General features: G+C 64.2%; 22 protein-coding genes. 20 read left to right on the plus strand and 2 right to left on the minus strand.

The genetic code is table 11. The features are described 5' to 3' along the window. Window positions 1-153 precede the first annotated feature (153 nt). The 15 genes from CEK68_RS06755 to CEK68_RS06825 all read left to right on the plus strand — a co-directional run bounded on the left by CEK68_RS06755 (window position 154) and on the right by CEK68_RS06825 (window position 18373). Window positions 154-372, plus strand: coding sequence for a YdcH family protein (locus tag CEK68_RS06755; RefSeq protein WP_010340228.1), 219 nt, complete (start codon window positions 154-156; stop codon window positions 370-372). 190 nt (window positions 373-562) lie between these two features. After that, window positions 563-1933, plus strand: coding sequence for a pyridoxal-phosphate dependent enzyme (locus tag CEK68_RS06760; protein ID WP_017911186.1), 1371 nt, complete (start codon window positions 563-565; stop codon window positions 1931-1933). A gap of 84 nt (window positions 1934-2017) precedes the next feature. Continuing rightward, entirely contained in the window at window positions 2018-3202 is a 1185-nt protein-coding gene (locus CEK68_RS06765) for a cystathionine gamma-synthase (protein WP_017911187.1), read from the plus strand. Window positions 3203-3239: 37 nt separating this feature from the next. Beyond that, window positions 3240-4547 carry a glycosyltransferase gene (locus tag CEK68_RS06770; RefSeq protein ID WP_017911188.1) on the plus strand — a complete coding sequence of 436 codons (1308 nt, stop codon included), beginning with the start codon at window positions 3240-3242 and terminating at the stop codon, window positions 4545-4547. Window positions 4548-4581: 34 nt separating this feature from the next. After that, window positions 4582-5376, plus strand: coding sequence for an ABC transporter permease (locus tag CEK68_RS06775; protein WP_017911189.1), 795 nt, complete (start codon window positions 4582-4584; stop codon window positions 5374-5376). Continuing rightward, window positions 5373-6629, plus strand: coding sequence for an ABC transporter ATP-binding protein (locus tag CEK68_RS06780; RefSeq protein ID WP_017911190.1), 1257 nt, complete (start codon window positions 5373-5375; stop codon window positions 6627-6629). The genes CEK68_RS06775 and CEK68_RS06780 overlap by 4 nt, the downstream gene beginning before the upstream one ends. Before the next feature lie 4 nt (window positions 6630-6633). Next, on the plus strand, window positions 6634-8058 hold the full coding sequence (locus CEK68_RS06785) for a methyltransferase domain-containing protein (RefSeq protein ID WP_081616340.1): 1425 nt from the start codon (window positions 6634-6636) through the stop codon (window positions 8056-8058). A gap of 40 nt (window positions 8059-8098) precedes the next feature. Next, complete coding sequence (locus CEK68_RS06790) at window positions 8099-11131, plus strand: glycosyltransferase family 1 protein (protein ID WP_226977798.1); 3033 nt, start codon at window positions 8099-8101, stop codon at window positions 11129-11131. Window positions 11132-11302: 171 nt separating this feature from the next. Then, window positions 11303-12253, plus strand: coding sequence for a UDP-glucuronic acid decarboxylase family protein (locus CEK68_RS06795; RefSeq protein ID WP_043090217.1), 951 nt, complete (start codon window positions 11303-11305; stop codon window positions 12251-12253). Window positions 12254-12264: 11 nt separating this feature from the next. Further along, window positions 12265-13203, plus strand: a complete 939-nt coding sequence (locus CEK68_RS06800) for a glycosyltransferase (RefSeq protein ID WP_017911194.1) — start codon at window positions 12265-12267, stop codon at window positions 13201-13203. Next, complete coding sequence (locus CEK68_RS06805) at window positions 13187-13585, plus strand: GtrA family protein (protein ID WP_017911195.1); 399 nt, start codon at window positions 13187-13189, stop codon at window positions 13583-13585. Before CEK68_RS06800 ends, CEK68_RS06805 begins: the two co-directional genes overlap by 17 nt. Beyond that, entirely contained in the window at window positions 13582-14181 is a 600-nt protein-coding gene (locus CEK68_RS06810) for a hypothetical protein (RefSeq protein WP_017911196.1), read from the plus strand. The genes CEK68_RS06805 and CEK68_RS06810 overlap by 4 nt, the downstream gene beginning before the upstream one ends. Next, window positions 14178-15857, plus strand: coding sequence for a DUF6311 domain-containing protein (locus tag CEK68_RS21210; RefSeq protein ID WP_226977796.1), 1680 nt, complete (start codon window positions 14178-14180; stop codon window positions 15855-15857). Before CEK68_RS06810 ends, CEK68_RS21210 begins: the two co-directional genes overlap by 4 nt. 179 nt (window positions 15858-16036) lie before the next feature. After that, the gene (locus CEK68_RS06820; protein ID WP_152238946.1) at window positions 16037-17191 is read left to right on the plus strand and encodes a hypothetical protein; all 1155 of its coding nucleotides are present in this window, start codon (window positions 16037-16039) and stop codon (window positions 17189-17191) included. Window positions 17192-17206: 15 nt separating this feature from the next. Further along, window positions 17207-18373, plus strand: coding sequence for a nucleotide sugar dehydrogenase (locus CEK68_RS06825; protein WP_043090218.1), 1167 nt, complete (start codon window positions 17207-17209; stop codon window positions 18371-18373). A 191-nt stretch (window positions 18374-18564) separates the two neighbouring features. On the opposite strand, the gene CEK68_RS06830 is transcribed toward CEK68_RS06825, so the two are convergent. Together CEK68_RS06830 and CEK68_RS06835 are read right to left on the minus strand one after the other, a co-directional pair. After that, complete coding sequence (locus CEK68_RS06830; protein ID WP_152238947.1) at window positions 18565-19506, minus strand: electron transfer flavoprotein subunit alpha/FixB family protein; 942 nt, start codon at window positions 19504-19506, stop codon at window positions 18565-18567. Then, complete coding sequence (locus CEK68_RS06835; protein ID WP_152238948.1) at window positions 19506-20252, minus strand: electron transfer flavoprotein subunit beta/FixA family protein; 747 nt, start codon at window positions 20250-20252, stop codon at window positions 19506-19508. Before CEK68_RS06835 ends, CEK68_RS06830 begins: the two co-directional genes overlap by 1 nt. A gap of 237 nt (window positions 20253-20489) precedes the next feature. Here CEK68_RS06835 and rfbB point away from each other — a divergent pair, with 237 nt between their 5' ends. Genes rfbB through CEK68_RS06860 form a run of 5 tightly spaced genes read left to right on the plus strand, consistent with a single transcriptional unit; the run spans window position 20490 to window position 25235 of the window. Further along, window positions 20490-21545, plus strand: coding sequence for a dTDP-glucose 4,6-dehydratase (gene rfbB / locus CEK68_RS06840; protein WP_152238949.1), 1056 nt, complete (start codon window positions 20490-20492; stop codon window positions 21543-21545). A 52-nt stretch (window positions 21546-21597) separates the two neighbouring features. Continuing rightward, on the plus strand, window positions 21598-22485 hold the full coding sequence (gene rfbA / locus CEK68_RS06845; RefSeq protein WP_017911203.1) for a glucose-1-phosphate thymidylyltransferase RfbA: 888 nt from the start codon (window positions 21598-21600) through the stop codon (window positions 22483-22485). Continuing rightward, window positions 22482-23054, plus strand: coding sequence for a dTDP-4-dehydrorhamnose 3,5-epimerase (gene rfbC, locus CEK68_RS06850; RefSeq protein ID WP_043090220.1), 573 nt, complete (start codon window positions 22482-22484; stop codon window positions 23052-23054). Before rfbA ends, rfbC begins: the two co-directional genes overlap by 4 nt. Next, the gene (gene rfbD, locus CEK68_RS06855; RefSeq protein WP_017911205.1) at window positions 23051-23941 is read left to right on the plus strand and encodes a dTDP-4-dehydrorhamnose reductase; all 891 of its coding nucleotides are present in this window, start codon (window positions 23051-23053) and stop codon (window positions 23939-23941) included. Before rfbC ends, rfbD begins: the two co-directional genes overlap by 4 nt. 55 nt (window positions 23942-23996) lie before the next feature. Next, complete coding sequence (locus CEK68_RS06860; protein WP_081616342.1) at window positions 23997-25235, plus strand: sulfotransferase family 2 domain-containing protein; 1239 nt, start codon at window positions 23997-23999, stop codon at window positions 25233-25235. Window positions 25236-25260: the final 25 nt, after the last annotated feature.

The following is a 25260-nucleotide window of genomic DNA, read 5'->3' on the forward strand; positions in this document are numbered from 1 at the left end:
GCAGTGGCACGTACCGCAGTCCGACGCCGCAGGAACCGCGGTTCCAGGCGTTGTGGCGGTGCAGCCGGCGGCTCGCGCGCTTCCGCTCCCAGGCAACGCCCCGTGCCGCAGCGGCCGGGGCGTTCTTGTTTCTAGCTGAAGGAGGCTATTCCTATGTTCGAAGGGCAACCGCAGACCGAAATCGACGCGTTGATCAAGTCCGATCCGGAGTTCAAGCAGCTCTACCAGCGCCACAAGACCTTGGACAAGAAGTGCATGGACGCCGAGCTCGGCGTGCTGCCGATCGACGATGTCACCCTGGCGCAGATGAAGCGCGAAAAGCTCGCCGCCAAGGAAAAGCTGCTGCGCCTTTACGAGCAGAAGCCGCACTGACCGTACTATTCCCTCTTGTCGCGGGCGGTGGCTGGCCTCCTCGTCGGCTTGCCACCGTCCGCGTCATCCCCTCCGAAAGCCGCGACCGCGGCTTTTTTCGTCTCTGCCGCGCGCATTCTCTGACTTTCCCTCCCCGAGCGCGGATAATGCCCGGTCCAGCCGCTGCCGCGGCGCGACGCATTCGGACCCGATGGCCATTCACTCCTCCGTACTCGACCTGATCGGCGACACCCCCATCGTCAAGGCCAGCAAGCTCGACACCGGGGTGTGCGAGCTGTACCTGAAGCTGGAGAGCGCCAATCCCGGCGGCTCGATCAAGGATCGGATCGGCCTGTCGATGATCGAGGCGGCCGAGCGCCGCGGCGATCTCAAGCCCGGCGCGGTGCTGGTCGAGGGCACCGCCGGCAACACCGGCATCGGCCTGGCCCTGGTCGCCCAGCAGAAGGGCTACAAGCTGATCCTGGTGGTGCCGGACAAGATGAGCCGGGAAAAGATCTTCAACCTCAAGGCGATGGGCGCCGAGGTGGTGCTGACCCGCTCGGACGTGGCCAAGGGCCACCACGAGTACTACCAGGACCTGGCCGCGCGCATCGCCGCCGAGACCCCGGGCGCCTACTTCATCAACCAGTTCGGCAACCCCGACAACCCGGCCGCGCACGAGTTCGGCACCGGCCCGGAGATCCTGCGGCAGATGGACGGCCGGCTGGACGCGATCGTGTTCGGCTGCGGCAGCTCCGGCACCATGACCGGCCTGTCGCGCGCCTTCGCCGCCGCCTCGCCGCACACCGAACTGGTCCTGGCCGACCCGGTCGGCTCGATCCTGACCGAGTACATCGAGCAGGGCACGGTCAGCGAGAAGTCCGGCAGCTGGCTGGTGGAAGGCATCGGCGAGGATTTCCTGCCGGCGATCTCCGATTTCACCCGGGTCAAGAAGGCCTATTCGATCAGTGACGCCGAGAGCTTCCACACCGCGCGGGAACTGCTGGCCAAGGAGGGCATCCTTGGCGGCTCCTCCACCGGCACCCTGCTGGCGGCGGCGCTGAAGTACTGCCGCGCACAGACCGAGCCCAAGCGCGTACTGGTGTTCGTCTGCGACACCGGCAACAAGTATCTGTCGAAGATGTACAACGACTACTGGATGCTGGACAACGGCTTCCTGGAGCGCCCGCAGCACGGCGACCTGCGCGACCTGATCCTGCGCCCCTACAGCCAGCGCGACACGGTGGTGGTCGGCCCCAAGGACCTGCTGACCACCGCCTATCAGCGCATGAAGCTGTACGACGTGTCGCAGCTGCCGGTGATGGAAGGCGACCAACTGGTCGGCATCGTCGACGAAAGCGACGTCTTGTTGCATGTATACGGCGATGAAGCGCGGTTCCGCGACCCCGTGGCCACGGCCATGGTCAGCAAGCTCGACCGGCTGGACGTCAAATCGCCGATCGAGGCCCTGCTGCCGGTGTTCGACCGTGGCCAGGTCGCCATCGTGATGAACGAGGGCGCCTTCCTCGGCCTGATCACCCGGATCGACCTGCTCAACTATCTGCGCCGCCGGGTGCAGTAATCCCTGCGGCCGGCGCGGCCCCGTGCTGCATGGGGCCGTTCAGACCGCACTGCTAGAATCACGCCCCTTTTCCGGTAACCCCACATGACGGACAACACGTCGAATCCCCATGGCGACGGCCCCGCGCTGGCGCTGGCGACCCTGGCCATCCATGGCGGACAGCACCCGGACCCGTCCACCGGCGCGGTGATGCCGCCGATCTACGCGACCTCCACCTACGCCCAGTCCAGCCCCGGCGAGCACCAGGGCTTCGAGTACTCGCGCACCCACAACCCGACCCGCTTCGCCTACGAGCGTTGCGTGGCGGCCCTGGAAGGCGGCAGCCGCGGCTTCGCCTTCGCCTCGGGCATGGCGGCGACGGCCACGGTGATCGAACTGCTGGACAGCGGCAGCCACGTCATTGCGATGGACGACCTGTACGGCGGCAGCTACCGCCTGTTCGAGCGCGTGCGCAAGCGCACCGCCGCGCTGGAGTTCGGTTTCGTCGACCTGACCGACCCGGCCGCGTTCGAGGCGGCGATCCGCCCGACCACGAAGATGGTGTGGATCGAGACCCCGACCAATCCGATGCTGAAGATCGTCGATATCGCCGCGATCGCCGCGATCGCGCGCAAGCACGGTCTGCTGGTGGTGGTCGATAACACCTTCGCCTCGCCGCTGCTGCAGCGGCCGCTGGCGCTGGGCGCGGACATCGTGGTGCATTCGGCGACCAAGTACCTCAACGGCCACTCGGACATGGTCGGCGGCATGGCCGTGGTCGGCGACAACGCCGAACTGGCCGAGCAACTGGCCTTCCTGCAGAACTCGGTGGGCGGCGTGCAGGGCCCGTTCGACAGCTTCCTGGCCCTGCGCGGGCTGAAGACCCTGCCGCTGCGCATGCGCGCGCACTGCGACAACGCCCTGGCGCTGGCGCAGTGGCTGGAGACGCACCCGGCAGTGGAGAAGGTGATCTACCCGGGCCTGCCCTCGCACCCGCAGCACGCCCTGGCCGGCCGGCAGATGAGCGGCTACGGCGGCATCGTCTCGATCGTGCTCAAGGGCGGCTTCGACGCGGCCAAGCGCTTCTGCGAGCGCACCAAGCTGTTCACCCTGGCCGAATCGCTGGGCGGCGTGGAGAGCCTGGTCAACCATCCTGCGGTGATGACCCATGCTTCGGTGCCGGTCGCACGCCGCGAGCAGCTCGGCATCAGCGATGCGCTGGTGCGGTTGAGCGTGGGGGTGGAGGATGTGGGGGATTTGCGGGCCGATCTGGGCAGGGCATTGCAGTGACGCATGTCGGGTCACTGGGCGGCACGACGCGTCCGGCGTGTACCACGACATGGTGAGACGCCTGTTGCGTGCCGTGGGCGGCGACCTGCGGGTTCCGCTCGCGAAAGCGTGCGCCCGGCTGCGCGAGTGGCGCCTGTCCAGACAGATGGCGCCGATGCGCTTCGCGGGTGTGCTGGACACAGTGCAGGCGGCATCGGGGCCGGAGCGGCCGCCGGCGTTTCCCGCAGCGGATGCGACGCTGGGGCCGGGGCTGAACCTCTATGGCTACCTATACGGCCAGTTCGGGCTGGGGCAGAGCGCGCGGCAGTATGCGCGCGCCTTGCTGCAGGCGGGTTATCCGCTCAGCCTCAACGATGCCGGCATCGCCATCCCACATGCCTGCGACGATCGCAGCCTCGTGTCGTTCATGGGGGGCGCGGCATCGCATCCGATCAATCTGGTTTTCGTCAATCCGGATCATTTCGCGCAGGTCCGGCCGTCGCTGCCAGTGGCGGCCTATACCATCGGTTTCTGGTTCTGGGAACTGGACAGCATCCCCGCGGACTGGATGCAGGTGGTCGCACAGGTCGATGAAATTTGGGTCGCGACGGCATTCGTTGAACGCGCGTTTCGTCGCGCGACCGATAAGCCTGTGGTCCGCATCCCGCACCCGATTCCCCAGGCGCTCGACCTGACATTGCCGCGGTCGTGCTTCGATCTGCAGGACGACGCCTTCGTGTTCCTGTGCAGCTTCGATTTCAACTCGTCGATCCATCGCAAGAATCCGTTTGCGGTAATTGCGGCGTTCAAGAGGGCGTTTCCCGATCCGGCCGCGCGGGTACAACTGCTGATCAAGACCAGCAACGGCCACCGCCACCCGGCGCTGTTGGCGGAGCTTCGCCGTCACTCGCAGGGCGACGCCCGTATCCTCTTGCGCGATCAGATCCTGAGCGATGCTCAGGTCTGCGCGCTGCAGCGCAGCGTCGATGCCTACGTATCGCTGCATCGTGCGGAGGGTTTGGGCCTGGGGCTCGCCGAAACCATGGCGCTCGGCAAGCCGGTCATCGGGACGGGCTGGTCCGGTAATCTGGATTTCATGGACGATGAGAATAGTTGCCTGGTGCCTTTCCGGTTGATTCCGGTGGAGCAGGGCCAGTATCCGCACGTCCAGGACGGGCAGTGGGCCGACGCGGACGTCGACGTGGCCGCCGATTGGATGGCGCGCCTGGTCGCGTCGCCCGAGCTTGCACGCCGCAAGGGGCAGCGCGCGCAACACACGATCTCCACCCTGATGAGCGCGAATGCCGCCGCTGCCGCGATGATCACCAGGTTGCGATCGTTGCAGACCTTTCAACACATCCAATGATTCATCACGCCGCTTTCGATCACGAGGTAACTCCATGTTGGGCATGCTGAGGGCTATCTGGGCCTATCGGTTCTTCATTTTTTCCTCGATAAAGTCCGAACTGCGTTCGCGGTTCGTGCGCAGCAAGCTGGGCGGCCTGTGGATGATCATCCATCCGCTTGCGCAGGTGCTGATCTTCGCCTTGATTCTGTCTGAAGTGCTGTCGGCCAAGCTGCCGGGCGTGGACAACAAATATGCGTATTCGCTGTATCTGATGGCCGGCACGCTGGCATGGTCACTGTTTTCGGAAACCATCAACAAATGCTGCAACCTGTTCGTGGAAAACGGTAATCTGTTGAAGAAGATGTCGTTTCCGCGGATCTGCCTGCCGTTGATCGCAGGCGGCACCATGCTGGTCAATAACATGCTGTTGCTGTTGGCGATCTTTGGCGTGTTTGCCATGCTTGGGCACATGCCGGGAACGCAGGTGATATGGCTGCCAGTGCTGATCCTGATCACCCTGATCTTCGCGCTTTCCCTGGGCATGATCCTGGGCATCCTCAATACCTTCATGCGCGACATTGCGCAGGTAGTCCCGGTGGTGCTGCAGGCGCTGTTCTGGATGACGCCGGTGGTGTACATGCTGACCATTCTGCCCGAGAGTTATCGGCGCCTGTTCGCCTATAATCCGCTTTATCCCCTGGTGACCAGCTACCAGAACGTTTTGGTCTTCAACAAGCCACCGCTTTTCCATGAGCTGGCCTATCTGGTGATCGCGTCGTTGTTGATGCTCGTCGCGGGGTTGGTCATGTTTCGTCGAGCGAGCCCGGAAATGGTGGACGTGCTATGAATGGTTCCTTGCAAGTCACTGGCCTGGGCAAGGCCTATCGGAAGTGGAGCAGCGAATGGCTACGCGCGCTGTCGTGGTTCGGCGTGCCGCTGGAGCCGGCAGAAGAACACTGGGTGCTTCGCGATGTGAACTTCAGCATCCGCGCCGGCGAAACCGTCGGCATCGTCGGCCAGAACGGCGCCGGCAAGTCGACCCTGCTCAAGCTGATCACCGGCACCACCATGCCGACCGCCGGTTCGGTCGAGCGGATCGGCCGCGTTGCGGCCATCCTTGAGCTGGGCATGGGCTTCAACAGCGACCTGACCGGTCGCGAGAACGTTCGCCATGCCGCGGGCCTGATGGGGTATTCGCAGGGGCAGATCGACGCGGCGATGGCGGGGATCGAGGACTTTGCCGAGATCGGCGAGTATTTCGATCAGCCCGTGCGCACCTATTCCAGCGGTATGCAGATGCGCATTGCGTTCAGCGTGGCGACGGCGTTCCGCCCCGATCTACTGATCGTCGATGAGGCGCTGTCGGTGGGCGATACCTACTTCGTCCACAAGTGCATTAAGCGGATCCGCGAGTACAAGGAGGCGGGTACCACCTTGCTGATCGTCAGCCACGACCCGTCCGCGGTGATCTCGTTGTGCGATCGCGCGATCCTGATCGAAAAGGGGCGGCTGTTGATGGATGGTGACGCCGCAGGCGTGATGGATTACTACAACGCCCTAATTGCGCAGAAAGAGGATGATGTCGACATCCAGCAGATGGTCAACGAGCGTGGCGAACTGGTTACCGTCTCGGGCAATGGCCAGGCCACCGTCGAGAACGTGATGCTGCTGGACGAGAAGGGCGACCCGCTGGAGTTCGTCGCGGTCGGGCAGCGGGTGCGCCTGCGCGTCGACATCGTTTGCGTCGGCGATATCGCCCGGCTGGTGGTCGGTTACCTGATCAAGGACCGACTCGGCCAGGCTGTGTTCGGCACCAATACCGATCATACGCGTCAGGTCGTCGAGCGCGCCAGCGCCGGCGAACGCATCTGCTTCATCGCAGAGTTCGATGCCAACATGGGGGCGGGGAGCTATTCGGTTTCCGTGGCGTTGTCGAGCACCGAGACCCACATGGTCGACAACTACGAGTGGCGGGACCTTGCGCTGGTGTTCAAGGTCGCCAACATCGGCAAGCCGCGCTTTGACGGCGTGGCCTGGTTGCCGGCGGAGATTTCTATGCAGCGGACTGATGCCTGCTCGGCTGCTTTGGTGAAAGGCTGAGTCGATGTTGATCGATCCACGTACAGTGATGCAGGAACTGCAGTTGCCGATGTTGGCGCGGGATGTCGAAGGCGATGTGTCACGTCGCGTGACCGTTCCGTTCCAACCCAAGGACGCTTACGCGTTGTCCGAGCTGCTGGCCTATTCCGGCGAGGAGTTCATCGAGATCGCCTACCAGGCGGTACTCAGGCGTCTGCCCGATGCTTCCGGGCGGCAGGTCTACCTGCGCGCGCTGGAGGTCGGGCAGCTGTCCAAGATCGAAGTTCTGGGTGAACTGCGCAAGTCGCAGGAGGGGCTGAATGCCGGCGTAGTGATCCATGACCTGCGTCTGCGTTACTTCCTGCAGCGGATCCGCCGCAAGCGCGGTGGGCGCGTGTTGGACTTCGTTCTGTCGGTGTTGCGCGTAGGCGAGTTGCGGCAGCGTATCGATTCGGTCGAGGCACGCCTGGCCGCGCGTGGCGACCGCACCGAACGTCGCGCCGCTGCCGCGGTCGACGACCTGCGCACGGAGTTGCGCCAGCAGATTTCGGCGTCCGCACACACGCTGCGCAAGTCGGTCGGTAGGGCCGAGGGTGAGGTCATGCGCCGCATGCAGGACCTCGCCAACCGGATCGAGGACATCGATGCTGGTCTCGAATCCCGGCGGTCGGCGATCCTCGACGATCTGATGCAGCGCCTGTCGCAGCACCCCGGCCTCTACGCCGCGCCCATGCAGAACGTCACCGCCGGGGCGGCGACCCAGGACGAGCTGTCCGCGATGTACGTGCGATTGGAGCAGGCCTTTCGGGGCAGCCAGGAGGAGATCCGGCGCCGCGGCGAAGTGTATCTGCCCTACATCGCCGACGCCGCTGCTGCGACCGGTTGCCGCAAAGTGCTTGATCTGGGTTGCGGTCGTGGTGAACTGCTTGGCCTGCTCGCTGGCCATGGCTACGAGGCGCGTGGCATTGACCTGAATCCGGTGTTTGTAGAGGAGAACCGCCAGGCCGGTCGCGAGGTTTCGCTGGTCGACGCGCTGACCGCCCTGGAGGCTTGCGAGCCGGACTCGCTGGCGGTCATCACATCCATTCATCTGGTGGAACATGTGCCGGTGGAAGTGCTGGTGCGCTTGCTGGACCTAGCGCTGCGGGCGCTGCGCCCGGGCGGCAAGCTGATCCTGGAGACGCCCAATCCGCAAAACCTGCGCACCAGCGCCTACTACTTCTATTTCGATCCGACTCACCGCAATCCGCTACCGCCGCCGTTGCTGGCGTGGATGGCCGGCGATCGCGGTTTCGCCGATGTGCACGTGGATCTGCTCGAAGACGGGCGCTTCGTGCCCGAGACCGGGCCCGTCGCTGCGGACGTGCCGGGCGCGGAACAGATCAATCGCTTCGTCGACTGGCTTTCGGTTTCCCCCGATTACGCCATCGTCGCGACCAAGCCGCTGTAAACCGGCTGCGATGGATATGACAGGGGGCAGCGTGGATATCATGCAACAACGAAAACCTTCTTTGCTTTTCGATCTGCAGTCGCTGCAGAACGGATCGAATACGCGCGGCATCGGCCGCTATACCCGTGAGCATCTGCGAGGACTGCTCGGCGCGGCGGATCTGCCGTTCGATCTGCACTGTTCGCTGGACCTGACCTACGAGCGTCAGGCCGGCGACGTGCTCGGCGAATTCGCCGGCAGGATCGCCGCCGACCGCCTGCATGGCTACCGCTATCCGGCCGGTTTGTGGAGCGCGTTTCCGACCAGCGAACCCGAGGCGACGTTGCGCGAGGAACTGGTACGCCTGCACGTAGAGGCGATGGCACCGGACATCGTGCATGTGCCGAGCCTGTTCGAGGGCGCTGTCGAGCCCTGCGCCAGCCTGGGGCGGATGGCGCGCACGCGCGGCAGCCTCACCAGTTGTCTGGTCCACGATCTGATTCCGTTGGTGATGAGCGACCGCTACCTGTCCGATCCGCGCATCCGCGATTGGTACCGGCACAAGGTGGCGCAGTTGCGCGAGTTCGATGTGCTCCTGGCCAACTCGCAGTCCAGCAAGGACGACGCGGTGCGTCTGCTGGATCTGGACCCGGAACGTGTGCATGTGATCTATGCCGGCTATTCGGAGGTATTCCAGCCCTCGCCCGACATCGCCGCTGCGCGTGCGCGCCTGGCCAAACGCTTCGGGTTAGTCGAACGCTATGTCCTCTACACTGGCAACAACGATTACCGAAAGAACACTCGCGGCGCCATCGCTGGCTTCGCGGCCGTGCCGCAAGCGCAGCGGCAAAGGCTGAAACTCGTGCTGAATCAGGCCGAGCAGGCCGAAGAACTGCGCCAATTCGCCCAGCAGTGCGACCTCGAAAACGATGCGCTGGTGGTCACCGGTTACGTCACCGACGCTGAACTTGTCGACCTCTATACCTGCTGCAGTGCCTTCGTGTTCCCGTCGCTATACGAGGGTTTCGGCCTGCCGGTGGTGGAAGCGATGGCCTGCGGTGCGCCGGTCGTGGTAGGCGACAATTCCAGCTTGAAGGAGATCGTTGCGCTGGACGAGGCGCGATTCGATGCGACAAGTCCGCTGGCGATCGCCGCCGCGCTGCAGCGCGTGCTCGGCGACGATGCTTGGCGCTCCCAGTTGCAGCGTTATGGATTGGAGCGGGTCAAGGATTTTTCCTGGCGCCGCACCGCGCAGCTCAGCATCGCCGCTTGGCAGGCTGCGCTGGAGCGGCGCGAGTCGGGTCGGGGTGGCAACGAGGGCCATTCGAAGGTCGCCATCGTGGTCGCCGATACCCTCCCGGCCGAGACGATCGGCGGGTGGGTCGAGCGGATTTCGCTGTTCGGCAGGACCAACAGCGTGGAAATCGCCAGTCGCGATGCCGGGCAGTGGCCGACTTACATGCATGTGCAGGCGTTTCCCGAGCAACCGCTGGCTTCGGACCTGGGGCTGGATGTGGTGGTTGCGCTGCACGGCAGCGCCGATGGCACGACGATTCGCGGTTTGGCGTTCCCCGGCGAGCGCGCCGGCCAAGTGCATGCGCAGTGGCCGGGGCTGTACGCCCTGCTTGCGCAGGGGCAACTGCCGGCGCACGACCATGCCCTGCCCGAGCTGATCTCCGATTGCCTGGGGGTCATGGAAGCCGGTTCTCAGCCCGCAAAGCTGGCGATGGCGGTCGCGCCGATGCTGCGGCGCGTGCCGGTGCAATCCTTGGGCGGTGCCGCGCAGCCGGGGACAGCCATCGACTGGGCCGAGGCGGTCCGCGCGCACTATGCGCATCTGTCGAGTGCGGGTGTTGCGGCGTTGTTGAAGCCGACGCTGTCAGCGCGTTCGGCCTCGATCGTCGATGGGATCTACGAATCGCTGTGCTCGGTGGGCAGGTTCGGCAGCCCCCAACGCGTGCTGATCGACATGAGCGAGATGGCGCGGGTCGACTACGGCACTGGTATCCAGCGCGTGGTCCGCAACCTGGTCCGCGAGCTGTGTGCGCGCAACGCCGACGGGCGGATGCTGTTCGTGCCGGTCTACCATGAAGGCGAGCGAATCCGCTCGGCGCATCTGTTGGTCAAGAAGACGTTGGGCGTCGAGTGCCCGGCCTTCGATGAGGTCGAGGGCATCCGCAGCCGCGACATGCTGTTCCTGGCCGACTCCGCCTGGGTGGGTCCCGAACGCTTCCTGCCGAGCATTGGCAAGGTCCGCCGCAATGGCGGCGAGTTGGCGGTGTTCTTCCACGACATCATTCCGCTACGCTTTCCCGAGACCTGTGGCGAAGGCATGCCGCCGGCGTTTCGCGCGTGGACCGAGTTCGCCGTGCGTCATGCCGATATGTTCGTCTGCAACTCGCGGACCACCGCTGAGGATCTTCGCGCCTGGATCGCCGAGAACGGCGTCGAACATCGCGCCAACCATCGCATCGGTTATGTCCATCTGGGATCGGACGTGATGGAGGTGGGCATGGACAGCGAGATCCGTCCATCGATCAGCGCCTTATTCGAGGCCGGCACGCGCACCTTCTTGGCGGTGGGCACGATGGAGCCGCGCAAGGACTATCGCACCATCCTCAGCGCCTTCGAGGCGGGGTGGGCGGCCGGCCTGGAGGCCAATCTGCTGATCGTCGGCAAGGATGGATGGGGGAGCGAGGAGCTGGTCGCGGCCATTCGCAATAGCCCGCAGTTCGGCAAGCGGCTGTTCTGGCCGGAAAAGGTCAACAACGCCGAACTAGACTTGGCCTATCGGTCCACCCATGGACTGATCCAGGCCTCGCTGTCCGAGGGGTTCGGGCTGCCGATTGTGGAGGCTGCGCGCCACGGGACCCCGCTGTTGCTGTCGGACATCGCCGTATTCCGGGAAATCGCCGGCGAACATGCCGCCTACTTCCCAGTCGGCGACAGCGCGGCGCTGGCTGCGTTGCTGCGGGTGCCGGAGCTGGCCGGGTGCGGACCTCTGGCCGGGCGCATCCTGAGTTGGCGTGACTACGGGCGCGAACTGCGCTCGCTGCTGCTACAGGGGTCGTGGCTACAGCCAGTGATAGGATAGGCCGCAGCGCCCGGGAGCGTTGCGGGGAGTGACGGCGCGGGGCGGAGAGGGCCGGTGCCACAAGGGGCGGCCGCCCAAGCGGGGCGGTAATTTCGAATACAATGCCGCGCTAAATCGCGGGCACGATGGCTTGCCCGTTCGCGGGCGCGCAAATTTCTCTGGAGATCGTACATGCTTGAACAACAAAAGAGGGTTCTGGTCACCGGTGGCGCTGGCTTCCTGGGCTCTCACCTGTGCGATCGCTTGATCGACAGCGGCCACGATGTGCTGTGCGTCGACAACTTCTACACGGGAGCAAAGGCGAACGTGGCGGGCTTGCTGAATCACTCGCGTTTCGAGCTGATGCGCCACGACGTGACCTTCCCGCTCTATGTGGAAGTGGACCGTATCTTCAACCTGGCCTGCCCCGCCTCGCCGGTGCACTACCAGTCCGATCCGGTGCAGACCACCAAGACCAGCGTGCATGGTGCGATCAACATGCTGGGCCTGGCCAAGCGCGTCGGCGCCCGCATCCTCCAGGCCAGCACCAGCGAAGTCTACGGTGACCCGGAAATCCACCCGCAGGTGGAGGGCTATTGGGGCCGCGTCAACCCGGTCGGCATTCGCAGTTGCTACGACGAAGGCAAGCGCTGCGCGGAGACGCTGTTTTTCGATTACTGGCGCCAGCACCAGCTCGAAATCAAGGTCATGCGCATTTTCAATACCTACGGTCCGCGCATGCATCCGAATGATGGCCGCGTGGTCAGCAACTTCATCGTGCAGGCGCTGAAGGGCGAGCCGATCACCATCTACGGCGATGGCACCCAGACCCGCAGCTTCTGCTACGTCGACGACCTGATTGAGGGAATGCTGCGCCTGATGGCGTCGCCTGCAGACTTCACTGGCCCGGTCAACATCGGCAACCCCGGTGAATTCACCATGCTGGAGCTGGCTGAGACCGTGCTGCGCCTGGTTGGCGGCAAGTCGAAGATCGAATACCGTCCGCTGCCGTCGGATGATCCGAAGCAACGTCAGCCCGACATCAGCCTGGCCAAAGCCACGTTCGACTGGGAGCCGAAGGTCGCGCTGGAAGACGGTCTGAAGGAGACCATCGGCTACTTCCGCCAGCGCCTGCTCGCTTGAGGGACGCCAGCATGCGCAAGGTCGTGGTGATGCCGGTATACGAAGACCTGGAGGCGTCTTCGAAGCTGTTTCTCGAGCTTGCAAGGATGCAGGGGCCGGACATTTACGTCGTCGCCGTCGATGACGGGTCGGTGCGCCAGCCGCTGGAGATCTCGGCCATCGAGGCCGCCGCCCTGGAAGGGGTGGTGATCAAACTGCGCCGCAACGTCGGACATCAGCGTGCCATCGCCATCGGGCTGAGCTATGTCGCCGACCACTTCGGCGACGATGTCATCGTCATTTCCATGGACTCCGACGGCGAGGATACGCCGCACAGCATCACCGAGCTGGTGGGCGGCCTGGCGTCGGCTGAGGTCGACGTGGTGGTGGCGACCCGCAAGAGCAGGGTGGAGTCGCTGAAGTTCAAGACGTTCTACCTAGTCTACAAGCTGCTGTTCTCCCTGCTCAGCGGGCGCAAGATCAGCTTCGGCAACTTCATGGCGGCGAAGATGCCGGCGGTACGCCGCCTGGCAGCGATGCAGGAGCTTTGGACCCATGTCGCCGCCGCGGTGCTCGGCTCCAAGCTGCGCGTACAGACCTGCTCGCTGGACCGTGGTGCGCGCTATGCCGGTCGCAGCAAAATGAATTTCGTCGGCCTGGCTTTGCACGGCTTCCGCGCCTTGATGGTGTTCGCCGAGGATGTGCTGGTACGCGTGGGCATCGCCTGCACCCTAGTGGCCGGGCTGTCGATCATCGGTGGCGTGGCGGCGCTGCTGCTCAAGGCGCTGGGCTTCACGACGCCAGGCTGGTTCTCGCTGGCATCGGGGATCTTGTTGCTGGTGTTCCTGCAGACGGCGGCGCTGACCCTGATCATTTTGATGATGTCGGGAATGATCCGCAGCGGTGGCGTGCTGGTCGCCGGCAGCTACCGCGACTTCGTCCGCGAGGTCATCCATGCACGCCCGCGCTGACCGCGCCTTGGGCGGTCAGTTCTTCCGCTATGTTGTCAACGGTTTGGTGGCCACGGCGATCCACTTCTCGGTCCTCAAGTTCAATCTCGACGTGGTGGGGATTGGCTCGGCCGGCGTCGCCAACGGCATCGCGGCGATCTTCGGCATCACCGCGTCCTTCATCGGCAGCCGTTATTTCGTGTTTCGCGGTACCCGGGGGCGACTGCTGAACCAGGGACTGCTGTTCCTGCTGTTCTACGTGGGCATCGCCCTGCTGCATGCGCTTGTCATGTATGCGTGGACCGACCGGCTCGCGTTCGATTACCGCATAGGATTCCTGCTGGCCACGGGCATGCAGATGGTCCTCAGCTTCTTTGTCAACAAGTTCATGGTGTTCAAATGAAGGTCTTGCTCCGTCCGATCCTGGCCACAGTTGTCTACGTCGGGATTCTGTTGTTGACGAACTTCATCCACATGCGCTTCTTCGACGTGAATGTGGTGCTGTATTCCTCGCTCATGGACGCGCTGCTGGCGGTGCTCGTCACGGCCGCGCTGTTCCGTGTCTGGCGCCTGCTCGATGGGCTGAGCAGGCTCGAGTTCACCCAATTGCTGGTCATCTGGTGCCTGCTCGGCTATGTGTACGCCATAAGTGTACCGACGGTGCTGGACCGCTCGTTGTCGTTCTATATCCTTGAGAAGCTGCAGCAGCGGGGCGGCGGCATCCTCGAGAACCGGATCGGCGACGTTTTTGTCCATGAGTACATGAAGGAACACCGTCTGGTGGATATCCGGCTAACCGAGCAATTGCAATCCGGGACGGTGGAAATAAAGCATGGCTGCGTGCTGCTGACCGCGAAGGGCCAGGATATTGCCTCGATCAGCCGCTTCTACCGGGCACATTTCCTGCCAAGGAAGCGCCTAATCATGAACGCCTATACGGACGACCTGGTGGATCCCTTCCGTAAAAGCGCCGAAAGCGTTGATTACACATGCCAATGAACATGAACAACGCAGTGCGTCGCATTGCGCAGCGGGCCGTGGGCCTCGGGCGCGCTTTCTGGCTCGGCATCGTCGTTGTGGCCGGGTTGGCCATGGTATGGGGCCGCTATGCGCTTGGTCCCGTGCCCCTGGACATACATGACACCCATTGGATCTGGGGCGATCTGGCGCAGGTCTACGTCGCCTGGGGGCAATATCTGGCGGACCCGGACAAAGGCTGGCTGGATTCGCTGCGGCTGAGCCATCCCGTGCCGATGAGCATCGCACTGTTCGACCCGATGCCGCTGTTCCTGCTGCTCGCACGTCCGCTAGCCTGGTTGCTGCCGGATGGCCTGCAGTTCATCGGCCCGTACTTCCTGTTGTGCGTGGTCCTGCAGGGCGTGTTCGGCTACCTCGCGACAGAGCGCGCGCTGCGTTTGCTGGATGAGCCGTACCGCGGGCTAAATGTGGTGATTGCGGTGCTGGGCGGCATGTTGTTCGCGCTTGCGCCGTTCACCTTCTTCCGTTTCCAGGGCCACACCGCGCTGTCATCGCAGTGGCTGCTGGTGCTCTCGATCTGGGTGACCCTGCTCACGCTGCACAGCAGTCGCAACCGCTGGTTGTTCGGCAATTGCGGCGTCGTATTGCTGGCGGCGGGCATCAATCCCTATCTTTGCCTGATGGTGCTGGTGAACGTGTGCGGCATCACCGTGCTGCGCTATCGGACCCTGGGCTGGCCGCAGGTCGCCTTGCGCATCGCCGCTGCCGGGTTGGTCGCCGCACTGGGGTTGTCTGTTTTCGGATTTATGGGTGCGTCCGGTACTGCTGCCGGCGGCTATGGCATGTACTCCATGAACATCTTGGGGCCGCTGGACTCAAATGGACTGGCTCGCATTGTCGGGCTCGACATCGCCGACCCGACCGGCGGCCAGGCCTTCGAAGGCTTCGATTACCTTGGCTTTGGCGTGCTGCTGATGGGCGTCCTTGCCGTGTCGATGTTCATCAACTATCGGGGGCGGTCGTCCACTTTCCCGTTCGTGCCGGCGTTAGGGGTGGTGTTCGTCTGCTATCTGCTGGCGCTTTCGAGTACGGTTTACTTCGGTTCGCAGGGGCACCACTTCACGATTCCGCCAGGACTGGAGGCCGCGCTCAGTCGATTCCGCTCCAGCGGGCGCTTCTTCTGGATGTCGGGATTCTGGATCATCTTGATCGGCCTGAGCGCCTGCGTGCTGCGGCTGGGGGCTGCACGGGCGCTGCCGTTGCTGATGCTGATCTTGGTGCTGCAAGTGGTGGATGTGCAGCCCATCGCCCGCAACATCAAGTTTGCGATCGCCAATGGCCAGACTCAGGAGCTGCATGGGGTTGCGCCGGGCAAGTATTCCGCGATCCTGGTCTATCCGGCGTGGCAGTGCGACAACGCGAAGACGCCGTTGGGAATCCGTAACTACGAGTCGGTCGGCGTCTTCGCGCTGCGTCATGGAATCGTGACGAATAACTTTTACGCTGCCCGCAGCCTGCCTGAGCAACTGGCCTACCACTGCGATTATCCGCATCGGCTGGAGCGGCCGGACCCGTCCGCGATCTATTTGTTGTCGCCGGATCTCTACGCCACCTACAGTGATCGGTTAGGCGGGCGTTTCGACTGCAAGCAGCACGTGAACGGAGATGATTCATGGCTATGCACCCCGCGCCGCTAGAACGCGCGCGCGGTTCGTGGGCGCGGCAAGCGGTGGTAACTGGCGTGTTCGCGGTCCTGGCGCTGTTGTCGGCATGGTTGGGCGCTGGAGGTTTCAGCGTCTACGACATGGAGACTTGGATCCACGATGCTCCGCTAGTTGAGCACTGCGCCACTGCACCGACGTCGGATTGTGCTGGCGTGAGCAAGTTTCCCGTCGCTTACCTGGCGAATTCGGCCTTGCTGCAGGGCGCGGGTCCGGCGCAATCGCACGCGCGGATGACCGGTCTCAACCTGATCGTGCTGTTGCTGCCGGTGTTCGCCGTTCTCAGGCTGCACGGCTGGCGCCGTGGGCTTGCGCCCGCGATCGTCTATCTTGGCGCAATCGCCTTGACCCCGCTGCCGATGTTCTATCTGAGGTCGGGAGCGCTGGAGGTGCAGGCCGGCGTCGTGATCGGAATGTTCATCGGGCTGCTCGGCATAGGGTTGCGGGCAACGGCGCCGCTCACCCGTGGACAGGTCGCCTTGATCGCGCTGACCGGTGCCTGGGCGGTTCTTTACAAGGATACGGTGGTCCTCAGCGTTGGCCTGTCTGTGCTAGCGGTTGCCGGGTTCTGGAGGGCGCGTCAACGTGTGCAGGCGGAATCCGCGTCGGCGCAGCGGCGGGATGGGGTGAGGCTTGCGCTGATCGCCGCCGGGGCCGGCGTTGCGGTGGGCTTGTGCGTCGTCCTCGGATACAACCTGTTGCGTTACCACTCGCTGCTGCCTTTGGCATACCTGGAAGAGGCCAGGCAGACCCAGCCGTCCTGGGAAACCAGCGCTGGGTTCCTGGTCGGCTCTGTGCTCTCCCCCAATGGCGGTGTACTGGTGTTCTGGACCCTCGGCCTGACCGCGGCCTTCGTTGGCTGGCGGGTGCTGGGGCTGCGTGCAGATCGCGATACGTTGGCGATCGCCGTGCTGGCGGCGTTGATCTCCCTGATCGGATTCGCGCGCTGGTGGGCGCCCTTCGGATGGAGTTCCTGGGGCAACCGGCTGATGATCCAGCCGATGCTTGCGGTCCTGGTGGCCGGGCTGTTGGCGCTGCGCCCTGTGTCGGTCGCCACCGATCGACGCATGGCCTGGGTGGTGCTGGCGTTGGCGCCGACCTTGCTCTGGTCGGCCTACTACGTGTCGCTGCCTTATCTGGCCGCGCGTGCGGACATGATCGGCGAGACGATGTGGCCGGCGCAGCAATGCGAGCGCATGAAGCAAGCCATGCAGGAACCTGCCAGCCAGCAGCTCGGATTGAGCTTCTGGCGCTCGGATACCTACTATAGTTGTGCGACCGAGCGCATGTTGTACGTGCCTCGTCCCTAAGTCTGGACTCGGATAATGAAGATTGCGGTAGCAGGAACCGGATACGTTGGTCTCTCCAATGGCGTGCTGCTGGCGCGCCATCATGAAGTTGTGGCGCTGGATATCGTCGAAGAGAAGGTGCGGATGCTCAATGAGGGGCGTTCGCCGATCATTGACGACGAGCTGGAACGGGTACTGATCGGCGGCGATCTCAACTTCCGCGCTACGCTCGATCCGCAGGAGGCCTATGCGGGCGCCGAGTACGTCATCATCGCGACGCCGACGGACTACGATCCGGAGACGAACTATTTCAATACCTCTTCGATCGAAGCGGTCATCGGCGGTGTGCTTGCGATAAATCCCGCCGCGACGATGGTGATCAAGTCGACGATTCCGGTCGGCTACGTCAGCAAGGTACGCAAGCAGTTCGGTGTAGACAACATCATCTTCTCTCCCGAGTTCCTGCGTGAGGGCCGTGCACTCTACGACAATCTACATCCCTCGCGGATCATCGTTGGCGAGCGTTCTGCGCGTGCGGAGCGGTTCGCCGAACTGCTGAAGGAGGGGGCGCTTGAGCAGGATGTGCCGGTGCTGTTCACGGAGCCGACCGAGGCCGAGGCGATCAAGCTGTTCGCCAATACCTACCTGGCGATGCGCGTGTCCTACTTCAATGAGCTGGATACCTACGCGCTCACCCACGGGCTCGACAGTCGCCAGATCATCCAGGGCATCTGCTTGGATCCGCGCATAGGCTCGCACTACAACAATCCGTCGTTCGGCTACGGCGGCTACTGCTTGCCAAAGGACACCAAGCAGCTGCTGGCCAACTACCAGAGCGTGCCGCAGAACCTGATCCGCGCGATCGTGGATTCCAATACCACGCGCAAGGATTTCATCGCGTCCGACATCCTCCGTCGCAATCCCAAGGTGGTAGGGATCTATCGGTTAATCATGAAGAGCGGGTCGGACAATTTCCGTTCTTCGAGCATCCAGGGAATCATGAAGCGGATCAAGGCTAAGGGCGTCGAGGTCATCGTGCATGAGCCATGCCTGGACGAGCCGGAATTCTTCCACTCGCGCGTCGTCAATGACCTGCAGGCCTTCAAGACCCAGGCCGACGTCATCATCAGCAATCGTATGGCCGACGCGCTCAAGGATGTGCAGGAGAAGGTCTACACCCGAGACCTGTTCGGAGACAACTGAGGGTTGTTCGGTGCTGCGAGGCGGATAGGCCTTCCTTGATCGCCATGCCGGGGCACCGGGCTGGCTTGCCATGGCCATCTGCGGGCTGCAGGCTCGCTGGCGCCATGTCCGGTACCTCCCTGGCGCGTAGTGCCCGCTCGACACACTCCCGCTGCTGCCAGCGGGAGTGAGGTGTAGGGGCCGGACGCTGTTCAACCGAGCGCTTTTTCCAGCTCCGGCAACAGCGTGAACAGGTCGCCGACCAGGCCGATGTCGGCGATCTCGAAGATCGGCGACTCCGGGTCCTTGTTGATCGCGACGATGGTGCCGGCGTCCTTGATGCCGGTCAGGTGCTGGATCGCGCCGGAGATGCCCACGGCCACGTACAGTTCCGGCGCGATGATCTTGCCGGTCTGACCGACCTGCAGTTCGTTGGGCACGTAGCCGGCGTCGACCGCCGCGCGCGAGGCGCCGACCGCCGCGCCGAGCTTGTCGGCGAGCTGGTAGACGATCTGGAAGTTCTCGGCCGAGCCGACGCCGCGGCCGCCGGAGACCACGCGCTTGGCGCTTTGCAGGTCGGGGCGGTCGGAGCTGCCGGCGGCGAGACCGACGAAGCGGGTGTGGCCCGGCAGGGCGGCGTCGACGCTGGCCGCTTCGACTGCGGCAGTGCCGCCCTGTGCTGCTTCCGGCCAGGACGCGCTGCGCACGGTGGCGACCACGATCTGGTCGGCCGGCGCCTGCACGCTGATGATGGCGTTGCCGGCGTAGATCGGGCGCTTGAACGCGTAGTCGCCGTCCACCGCCATCAGGTCGGAGATCTGGTTGACGCCGAGCAGGGCGGCCACCACCGGCATCAGGTCCTTGCCGAAGGTGGTGGAGGGGCCGAACACATGGGTGTAGCCGGTCGCCAGGGCGGCGATCTGCGGGCCCAGCACCTGCGCGATGGCGTGTTCGTTGGCGGGGTTGGCGACAGTGAGGACGCGGGCGACGCCGGCGATCTGCGCGGCCTGGGCGGCCACCGCGGCCGGATCGGACGCCAGCACCACAATGTCGATGGTCTCGGCCGACAGCGCCTGCGCGGCGCTGACGCACTTGGCGGTGGCGGCGTTGAGCTGCCCGTTGAGATGTTCGGCGACGACGAGGATCTTGGCCATTACAGCAACCCCTTCTGCTTGAGTGCGGCCACCAGTTCGGCGGCATCCTTGACCATCACGCCGCGGTTGCGCTTGGCCGGTGGGGCGTAGTGGGTGGTGGTGAGGCTGTCGTTGGCCTCCACGCCCAGGTCGGCGAAGGCCAGCGTCTGCAGCGGCTTGCTCTTGGCCTTCATGATGTCCGGCAGCTTGATGAAGCGCGGCTCGTTCAGGCGCAGGTCGGTGGTGACCACCGCGGGCAGGTCCACTTCCAGGGTCTCCAGGCCGGCGTCGACCTCGCGGGTCACCGTCGCCTTGCCGTCGGCCACCACCAGCTTGCCGGCGAAGGTCGCCTGCGGACGGCCCCATAGCGTGGCCAGCATCTGCCCGGTCTGGTTGGCGTCGTCGTCGATCGCCTGCTTGCCCAGGATCACCAGGTCCGGCTGCTCCTGCTCGACCAGCTTGAGCAGGGTGCGCGCAGCGGTCAGCGGCTGGATCGCCGCGTCGGCGACCACGTGGATGGCGCGGTTGGCGCCCATCGCCAGGCCGTTGCGCAGGTGCGCGGCGGCGTCGGCCGGGGCGATGGTGGCGACCACCACCTCGCTAGCGATGCCGGCGTCGCGCAGGCGCAGCGCCTCTTCCAGGGCGATTTCGTCGAATGGGTTGGCGGAGAGCTTGACGCCCTCGGTGATCACGCCGGAGCCGTCCGGCTTGACCTGGATGCGGACGTTGTAGTCCACCACGCGCTTGTAGGCGACGAGGATTTTCATCGTGTACGAGATCCTTCAGCAGTGCGGGAAGGCCCGGCCGCGGCGGCTGGCACGGGGCAGTCGGAGGATTCTAACCGGGCGCGGGGGACCATGCGAGGGCGTATGGTCGAGGTCCGATCGGCGGACTGAACGGCACCCGTTGCGTAGGCGCGTCGTACGGCCTCCTGAGCGTTATCCTTACCGGTTAAGCTCCAGCGATTCTGTCTGGTGCCCAGGCCAAGACACAGGAGAAAGGCATTGGCGACTTGGCTCGTGACCGGCGGCGCCGGTTTCATCGGCGGTAATTTCGTGCTCGAGGCAGTGGCGCGCGGCATCCGTGTAATCAACCTGGACGCGTTGACCTATGCCGGGAACCTGAACACGCTGGCGTCGCTGGAGGGCAACCCCGACCACGTGTTCGTGCACGGCGATATCGGCGACCGCGATCTGGTGTGCCGCCTGCTCGCCGAGCACCAGCCCGACGCCGTGGTCAATTTCGCTGCCGAAAGTCATGTGGACCGCTCGATCGACGGGCCCGGTGCCTTCATCCAGACCAACGTGGTCGGCACCCTCGGTCTGCTGGAGTCGGTGCGCGATCACTGGAAGGCGTTGCCGGAGGACCGCCGCGACGCGTTCCGCTTCCTGCATGTGTCCACCGACGAGGTCTACGGCACGCTCGGCGAGACCGGCAAGTTCAGCGAAACCACGCCGTATGCGCCGAACTCGCCGTACTCGGCGTCCAAGGCCGCGTCCGACCACCTGGTGCGCGCGTTTCACCACACCTACGGCCTGCCGGTGCTGACCACCAACTGCTCCAACAACTACGGCCCGTACCACTTCCCGGAAAAGCTCATTCCGCTGGTGATCGCCAAGGCGCTGGCCGGCGAGCCGCTGCCGGTCTACGGCGACGGCAAGCAGGTGCGCGACTGGCTGTTCGTCGGCGACCACTGCGAGGCGATCCGCACCGTGCTGGCCAAGGGCAAGGTCGGCGAGACCTACAACGTCGGCGGCAACGCCGAGAAGCAGAACATCGAGGTGGTGCAGGCGATCTGTGCACTGCTGGACGCGCGGCGTCCGCGCGAAGACGGCAAGCCGCGCGCCAGCCAGATCACCTATGTCGCCGACCGGCCGGGGCACGACCGCCGCTACGCGATCGACGCCTCCAAGCTGAAGAACGAGCTGGGCTGGGAGCCGAAATACACGTTCGAACAGGGCATCGCGCTCACCGTGGACTGGTATCTGAGCCATCAGGACTGGGTGCAGGGCGTGCTCGATGGCAGCTATCGGCTGGAACGGATCGGCACCGCGGCATAACGCGCGTCCCGCACAAGCGTCCGGACGTGCGGACTTCACCAGGGAACACCTCATGACACAACGCAAGGGCATCATCCTCGCTGGCGGCTCCGGCACGCGGCTGTATCCGATCACCAAGGGCGTCAGCAAGCAGCTGCTGCCGGTGTACGACAAGCCGATGATCTATTACCCGCTCAGCGTGCTGATGCTGGCCGGGATCCGCGAGGTGCTGATCATCAATACCCCGCACGAACAGGCGCTGTTCCGCGCGCTGCTGGGCGATGGCGCGCAGTGGGGCATGGACATCCAGTACGCGGTGCAGCCGAGCCCGGACGGGCTGGCCCAGGCCTACCTGATCGGTCGCGATTTCGTCGCCGGCAAGCCGAGCTGCCTGGTGCTGGGCGACAACATCTTCCACGGCCATGGCCTGACCGAAACCCTGCGCCGCGCCGATGCGCGAGAGCATGGCGCCACCGTGTTCGGCTATTGGGTCAACGACCCCGAGCGCTACGGCGTGGCCGAGTTCGATGCGTCGGGCAAGGTCATCGACATCGAGGAAAAGCCGGCCAAGCCGCGCTCGAACTATGCGGTGACCGGGCTGTATTTCTACGATGGTCGCGCCAGCGACTACGCCGCGGAACTGCAACCTTCCGCACGCGGTGAACTGGAAATCACCGATCTCAATCGCCGTTACCTGCAGGACGGCGAACTGCATCTGGAGGCGCTGGGCCGTGGCTACGCCTGGCTGGACACCGGGACCCACCAGTCGCTGCACGAGGCCTCTAACTTCATCGAGACCATTCAGTCGCGGCAAGGGCTGCAGGTGTGCTGTCCAGAAGAAATCGCGTTCGGACAGGGGTGGATCGATGCCGCGCAATTGGAAAGGCTGGCCGCGCCTTTACTTAAGAATGGCTACGGCAGATATCTGCAGGAGCTGGCTGTACGAGGAATCGTTCCGTGAAAGTGATTGAGACAAACTTGCCCGGCTGCATGGTGATCGAACCGGCGGTGTTCGGCGATGCCCGCGGTTACTTCATGGAACTGTGGAATGCCGAACGTTTCGCGGAACTGGGGCTTCCCAGTCGATTCGTGCAGAGCAACGTGTCTGCGTCGTCCAAGGGCGTTCTGCGCGGCCTGCATTACCAGTGGCCACGGCCGCAGGGCAAGCTGGTCAGTGTGCTGGAGGGAGAGGTCTACGATGTGGCGGTGGACCTGCGCCGAGGCTCGCCGACCTTCGGACGCTGGGAAGCGGTGATTCTGAGTGCGGAGAACCGCCGCCAGTTCTGGATTCCCGAGGGATTCGCACACGGGTTCGCGGTTCTCTCTGAGTTCGCGGTCTTCAGCTACCTGTGCACCGATGTCTACGTGAAAACCGCCGATGCGGGCGTGCGCTGGAACGATGCGAGCATTGCCGTCGATTGGCCAATCGCCGACCCCATCCTCTCGTCGAAGGACGCGCACGCACCGTTCCTCGAGCAGCTCGGTGAGGAATGTCTGCCGGTGTATCCGGCGCAGGGAGACGCAGCGTGAGCGTGCTGGTCATTGGCGGTAACGGTCAGGTTGGTCAGGAGCTGCTGCGTGTGCTTTCCGGCAGCAGGGTACTGGCGACTACGCGCAGCGGCCTGCTGGCCGACGGATCGGCCTGTCTGCGCGCGGACCTGGAAAAGCCGGAACAACTGGTCGCGCTGCTGTCCGTCGCGCGGCCGACCTGGGTGATCAATGCGGCTGCTTACACCGCAGTGGACAAGGCCGAACAGGAGCGCGCGGCGGCGTTCCGGGTCAATGCCGAGGCGCCCGCCGCGATCGCGCGCTGGTGCGCCGAGCAGGGTGTGCCGTTGTTGCACTACTCGACGGATTATGTCTTCGACGGTCGCGCCAGGCGCCCCTATTTGCCGGACGATCCGACCGGCCCGCTTTGCGTCTACGGTGAGAGCAAGCTGGCCGGAGAGCAGGCGATCCGAGCTGCGGGCGGTCGCCATTTGATTTTCCGCACCGCTTGGGTGTATTCGGCACACGGCCACAACTTCCTGCGCACGATGCTGCGTGCCGGTGCCGAACGCGACGAGTTGCGAGTGGTGGCCGATCAGATTGGCACGCCAACGCCGGCGGCGTTGATCGCGCAGATGACGGTGCGGGCGATGCGGCATCCCATCCAACGGTCGGGAACCTGGCACCTGACGGCCACCGGAGAGACGAGTTGGTATGGCTTTGCCGAACACATTTTTGCGACCGCCCTTGCGCTCGGGCTGGCCGATCGCGTGCCGAAGCTGACACCGATCACGACCGCAGATTACCCAACCGCGGCGGCACGGCCAGCCTATTCACGGTTGGATACGAGCTCGTTCTTTGCCGACTTTGGCGTTGAGTTACCGCAGTGGCAAAATGAAGTTACAAATGTGATAAGTTCGATGCAATGATTGGCCGTGCAGCCTTCCGATAGGCGCGCGCAGATCGCGGCTCAAATGAAGACTAATGAAAACTCAGTTGAACCCTGGTGTCCAAGTATCTGGATCGCCGGCGTCAGCCCTGTACTACCTGCATATCCCGAAGACGGCAGGGACCACACTCAGCGCTTTTCTCGATGCGCAGTATGCGCATGATGAAATATGTCCGAGCCAGTTGCTGCCGGATTTGTTCGCACTCGACCGGAATCGCCTGGGTGGCTACCGCCTGTTCCGCGGCCATCTGTGGCACGGGCTGGAACGGTATGTCGGTCAGCCACTGCGTTATCTGACGATGTTACGGGACCCTTTGCAGCGCACCCTGTCGTGGTATGCGCATGTGCGTCGCGATCCCAATGCGTACCGGCACGAACAGGTGGTACGCGAACGCTGGTCGTTACTGGATTTCGTTTCCGATCCTGAAACGCGCTGGGATCTGATCAATACGCAAACGTTGTACCTGGCCGCAGATCTGGATTTCGAAAGGCTGGCAGCGGATCCGACCGGTTATGGCCGCCGTACGATCCGCGCCTATGCCGAGCGCGGCGACGATCCGGCGTTGCTGGAGACCGCGAAACACCGCCTGCAATCGATGCAGTTCGGCATCGTCGAGCGTATCGAAGATTCCCTGGCCCTGTTCGCGCACACCTTCGGATTCGATCCGGGGCTGCCGGTTCCGCATCTCAATGCATCGGTCGACCGCCTCCCCGAGTTTGGGGTGGCTGCCGATGTGCGTGTCGCCGTGGAAAGTGTCACCGGGTTGGACCGCGCACTGTACGAGTGGGCCAGGGGCGCGTTCGCGGAACGCTTCAACGCGATGGCGCGCTCGCTGGTGATGGAAGAGGCCAGGCGCGAAGGTCATGCCGGACTGGCCTGGCGGTTGCCGCTGCAGCCGTCTACGTTCAAGCGCATCAGTGTGACGCTCCTGGAATGTCCACGAACGCTACCTGCCGATACGCGGGTCGTGCTGAAGGCGCGCGTCCGCAACGACTCCGACGAACTGTTGAGCAGCCGTCCGCCGAACCCGCTACATGTCTCCTACCACTGGGTCGATGCCGAGAGCGGCGAGGTGGCTGTGTACGACGGTGAGCGCAGTGTGCTGCCCGTAGCATTGGGGGCGGGCGGGCATCTGACGATGGCGGTGCAAGTACGTACTCCGGCACGTAGCGGCCGGTTCACGCTCCAGCTGAGGTTGGTACAGGAGGGCGTGAGCTGGATCGAGGACGGTGGCCTTGCGCAGGATGTGGACGTGCAGAGGGTGGCGGACTGACATCGGGATGGAGGCCGCGTAAGCG

Source organism: Xanthomonas sp. LMG 12461, from assembly GCF_009192935.1.
GTDB classification, from domain to species: Bacteria; Pseudomonadota; Gammaproteobacteria; order Xanthomonadales; family Xanthomonadaceae; genus Xanthomonas_A; species Xanthomonas_A sontii.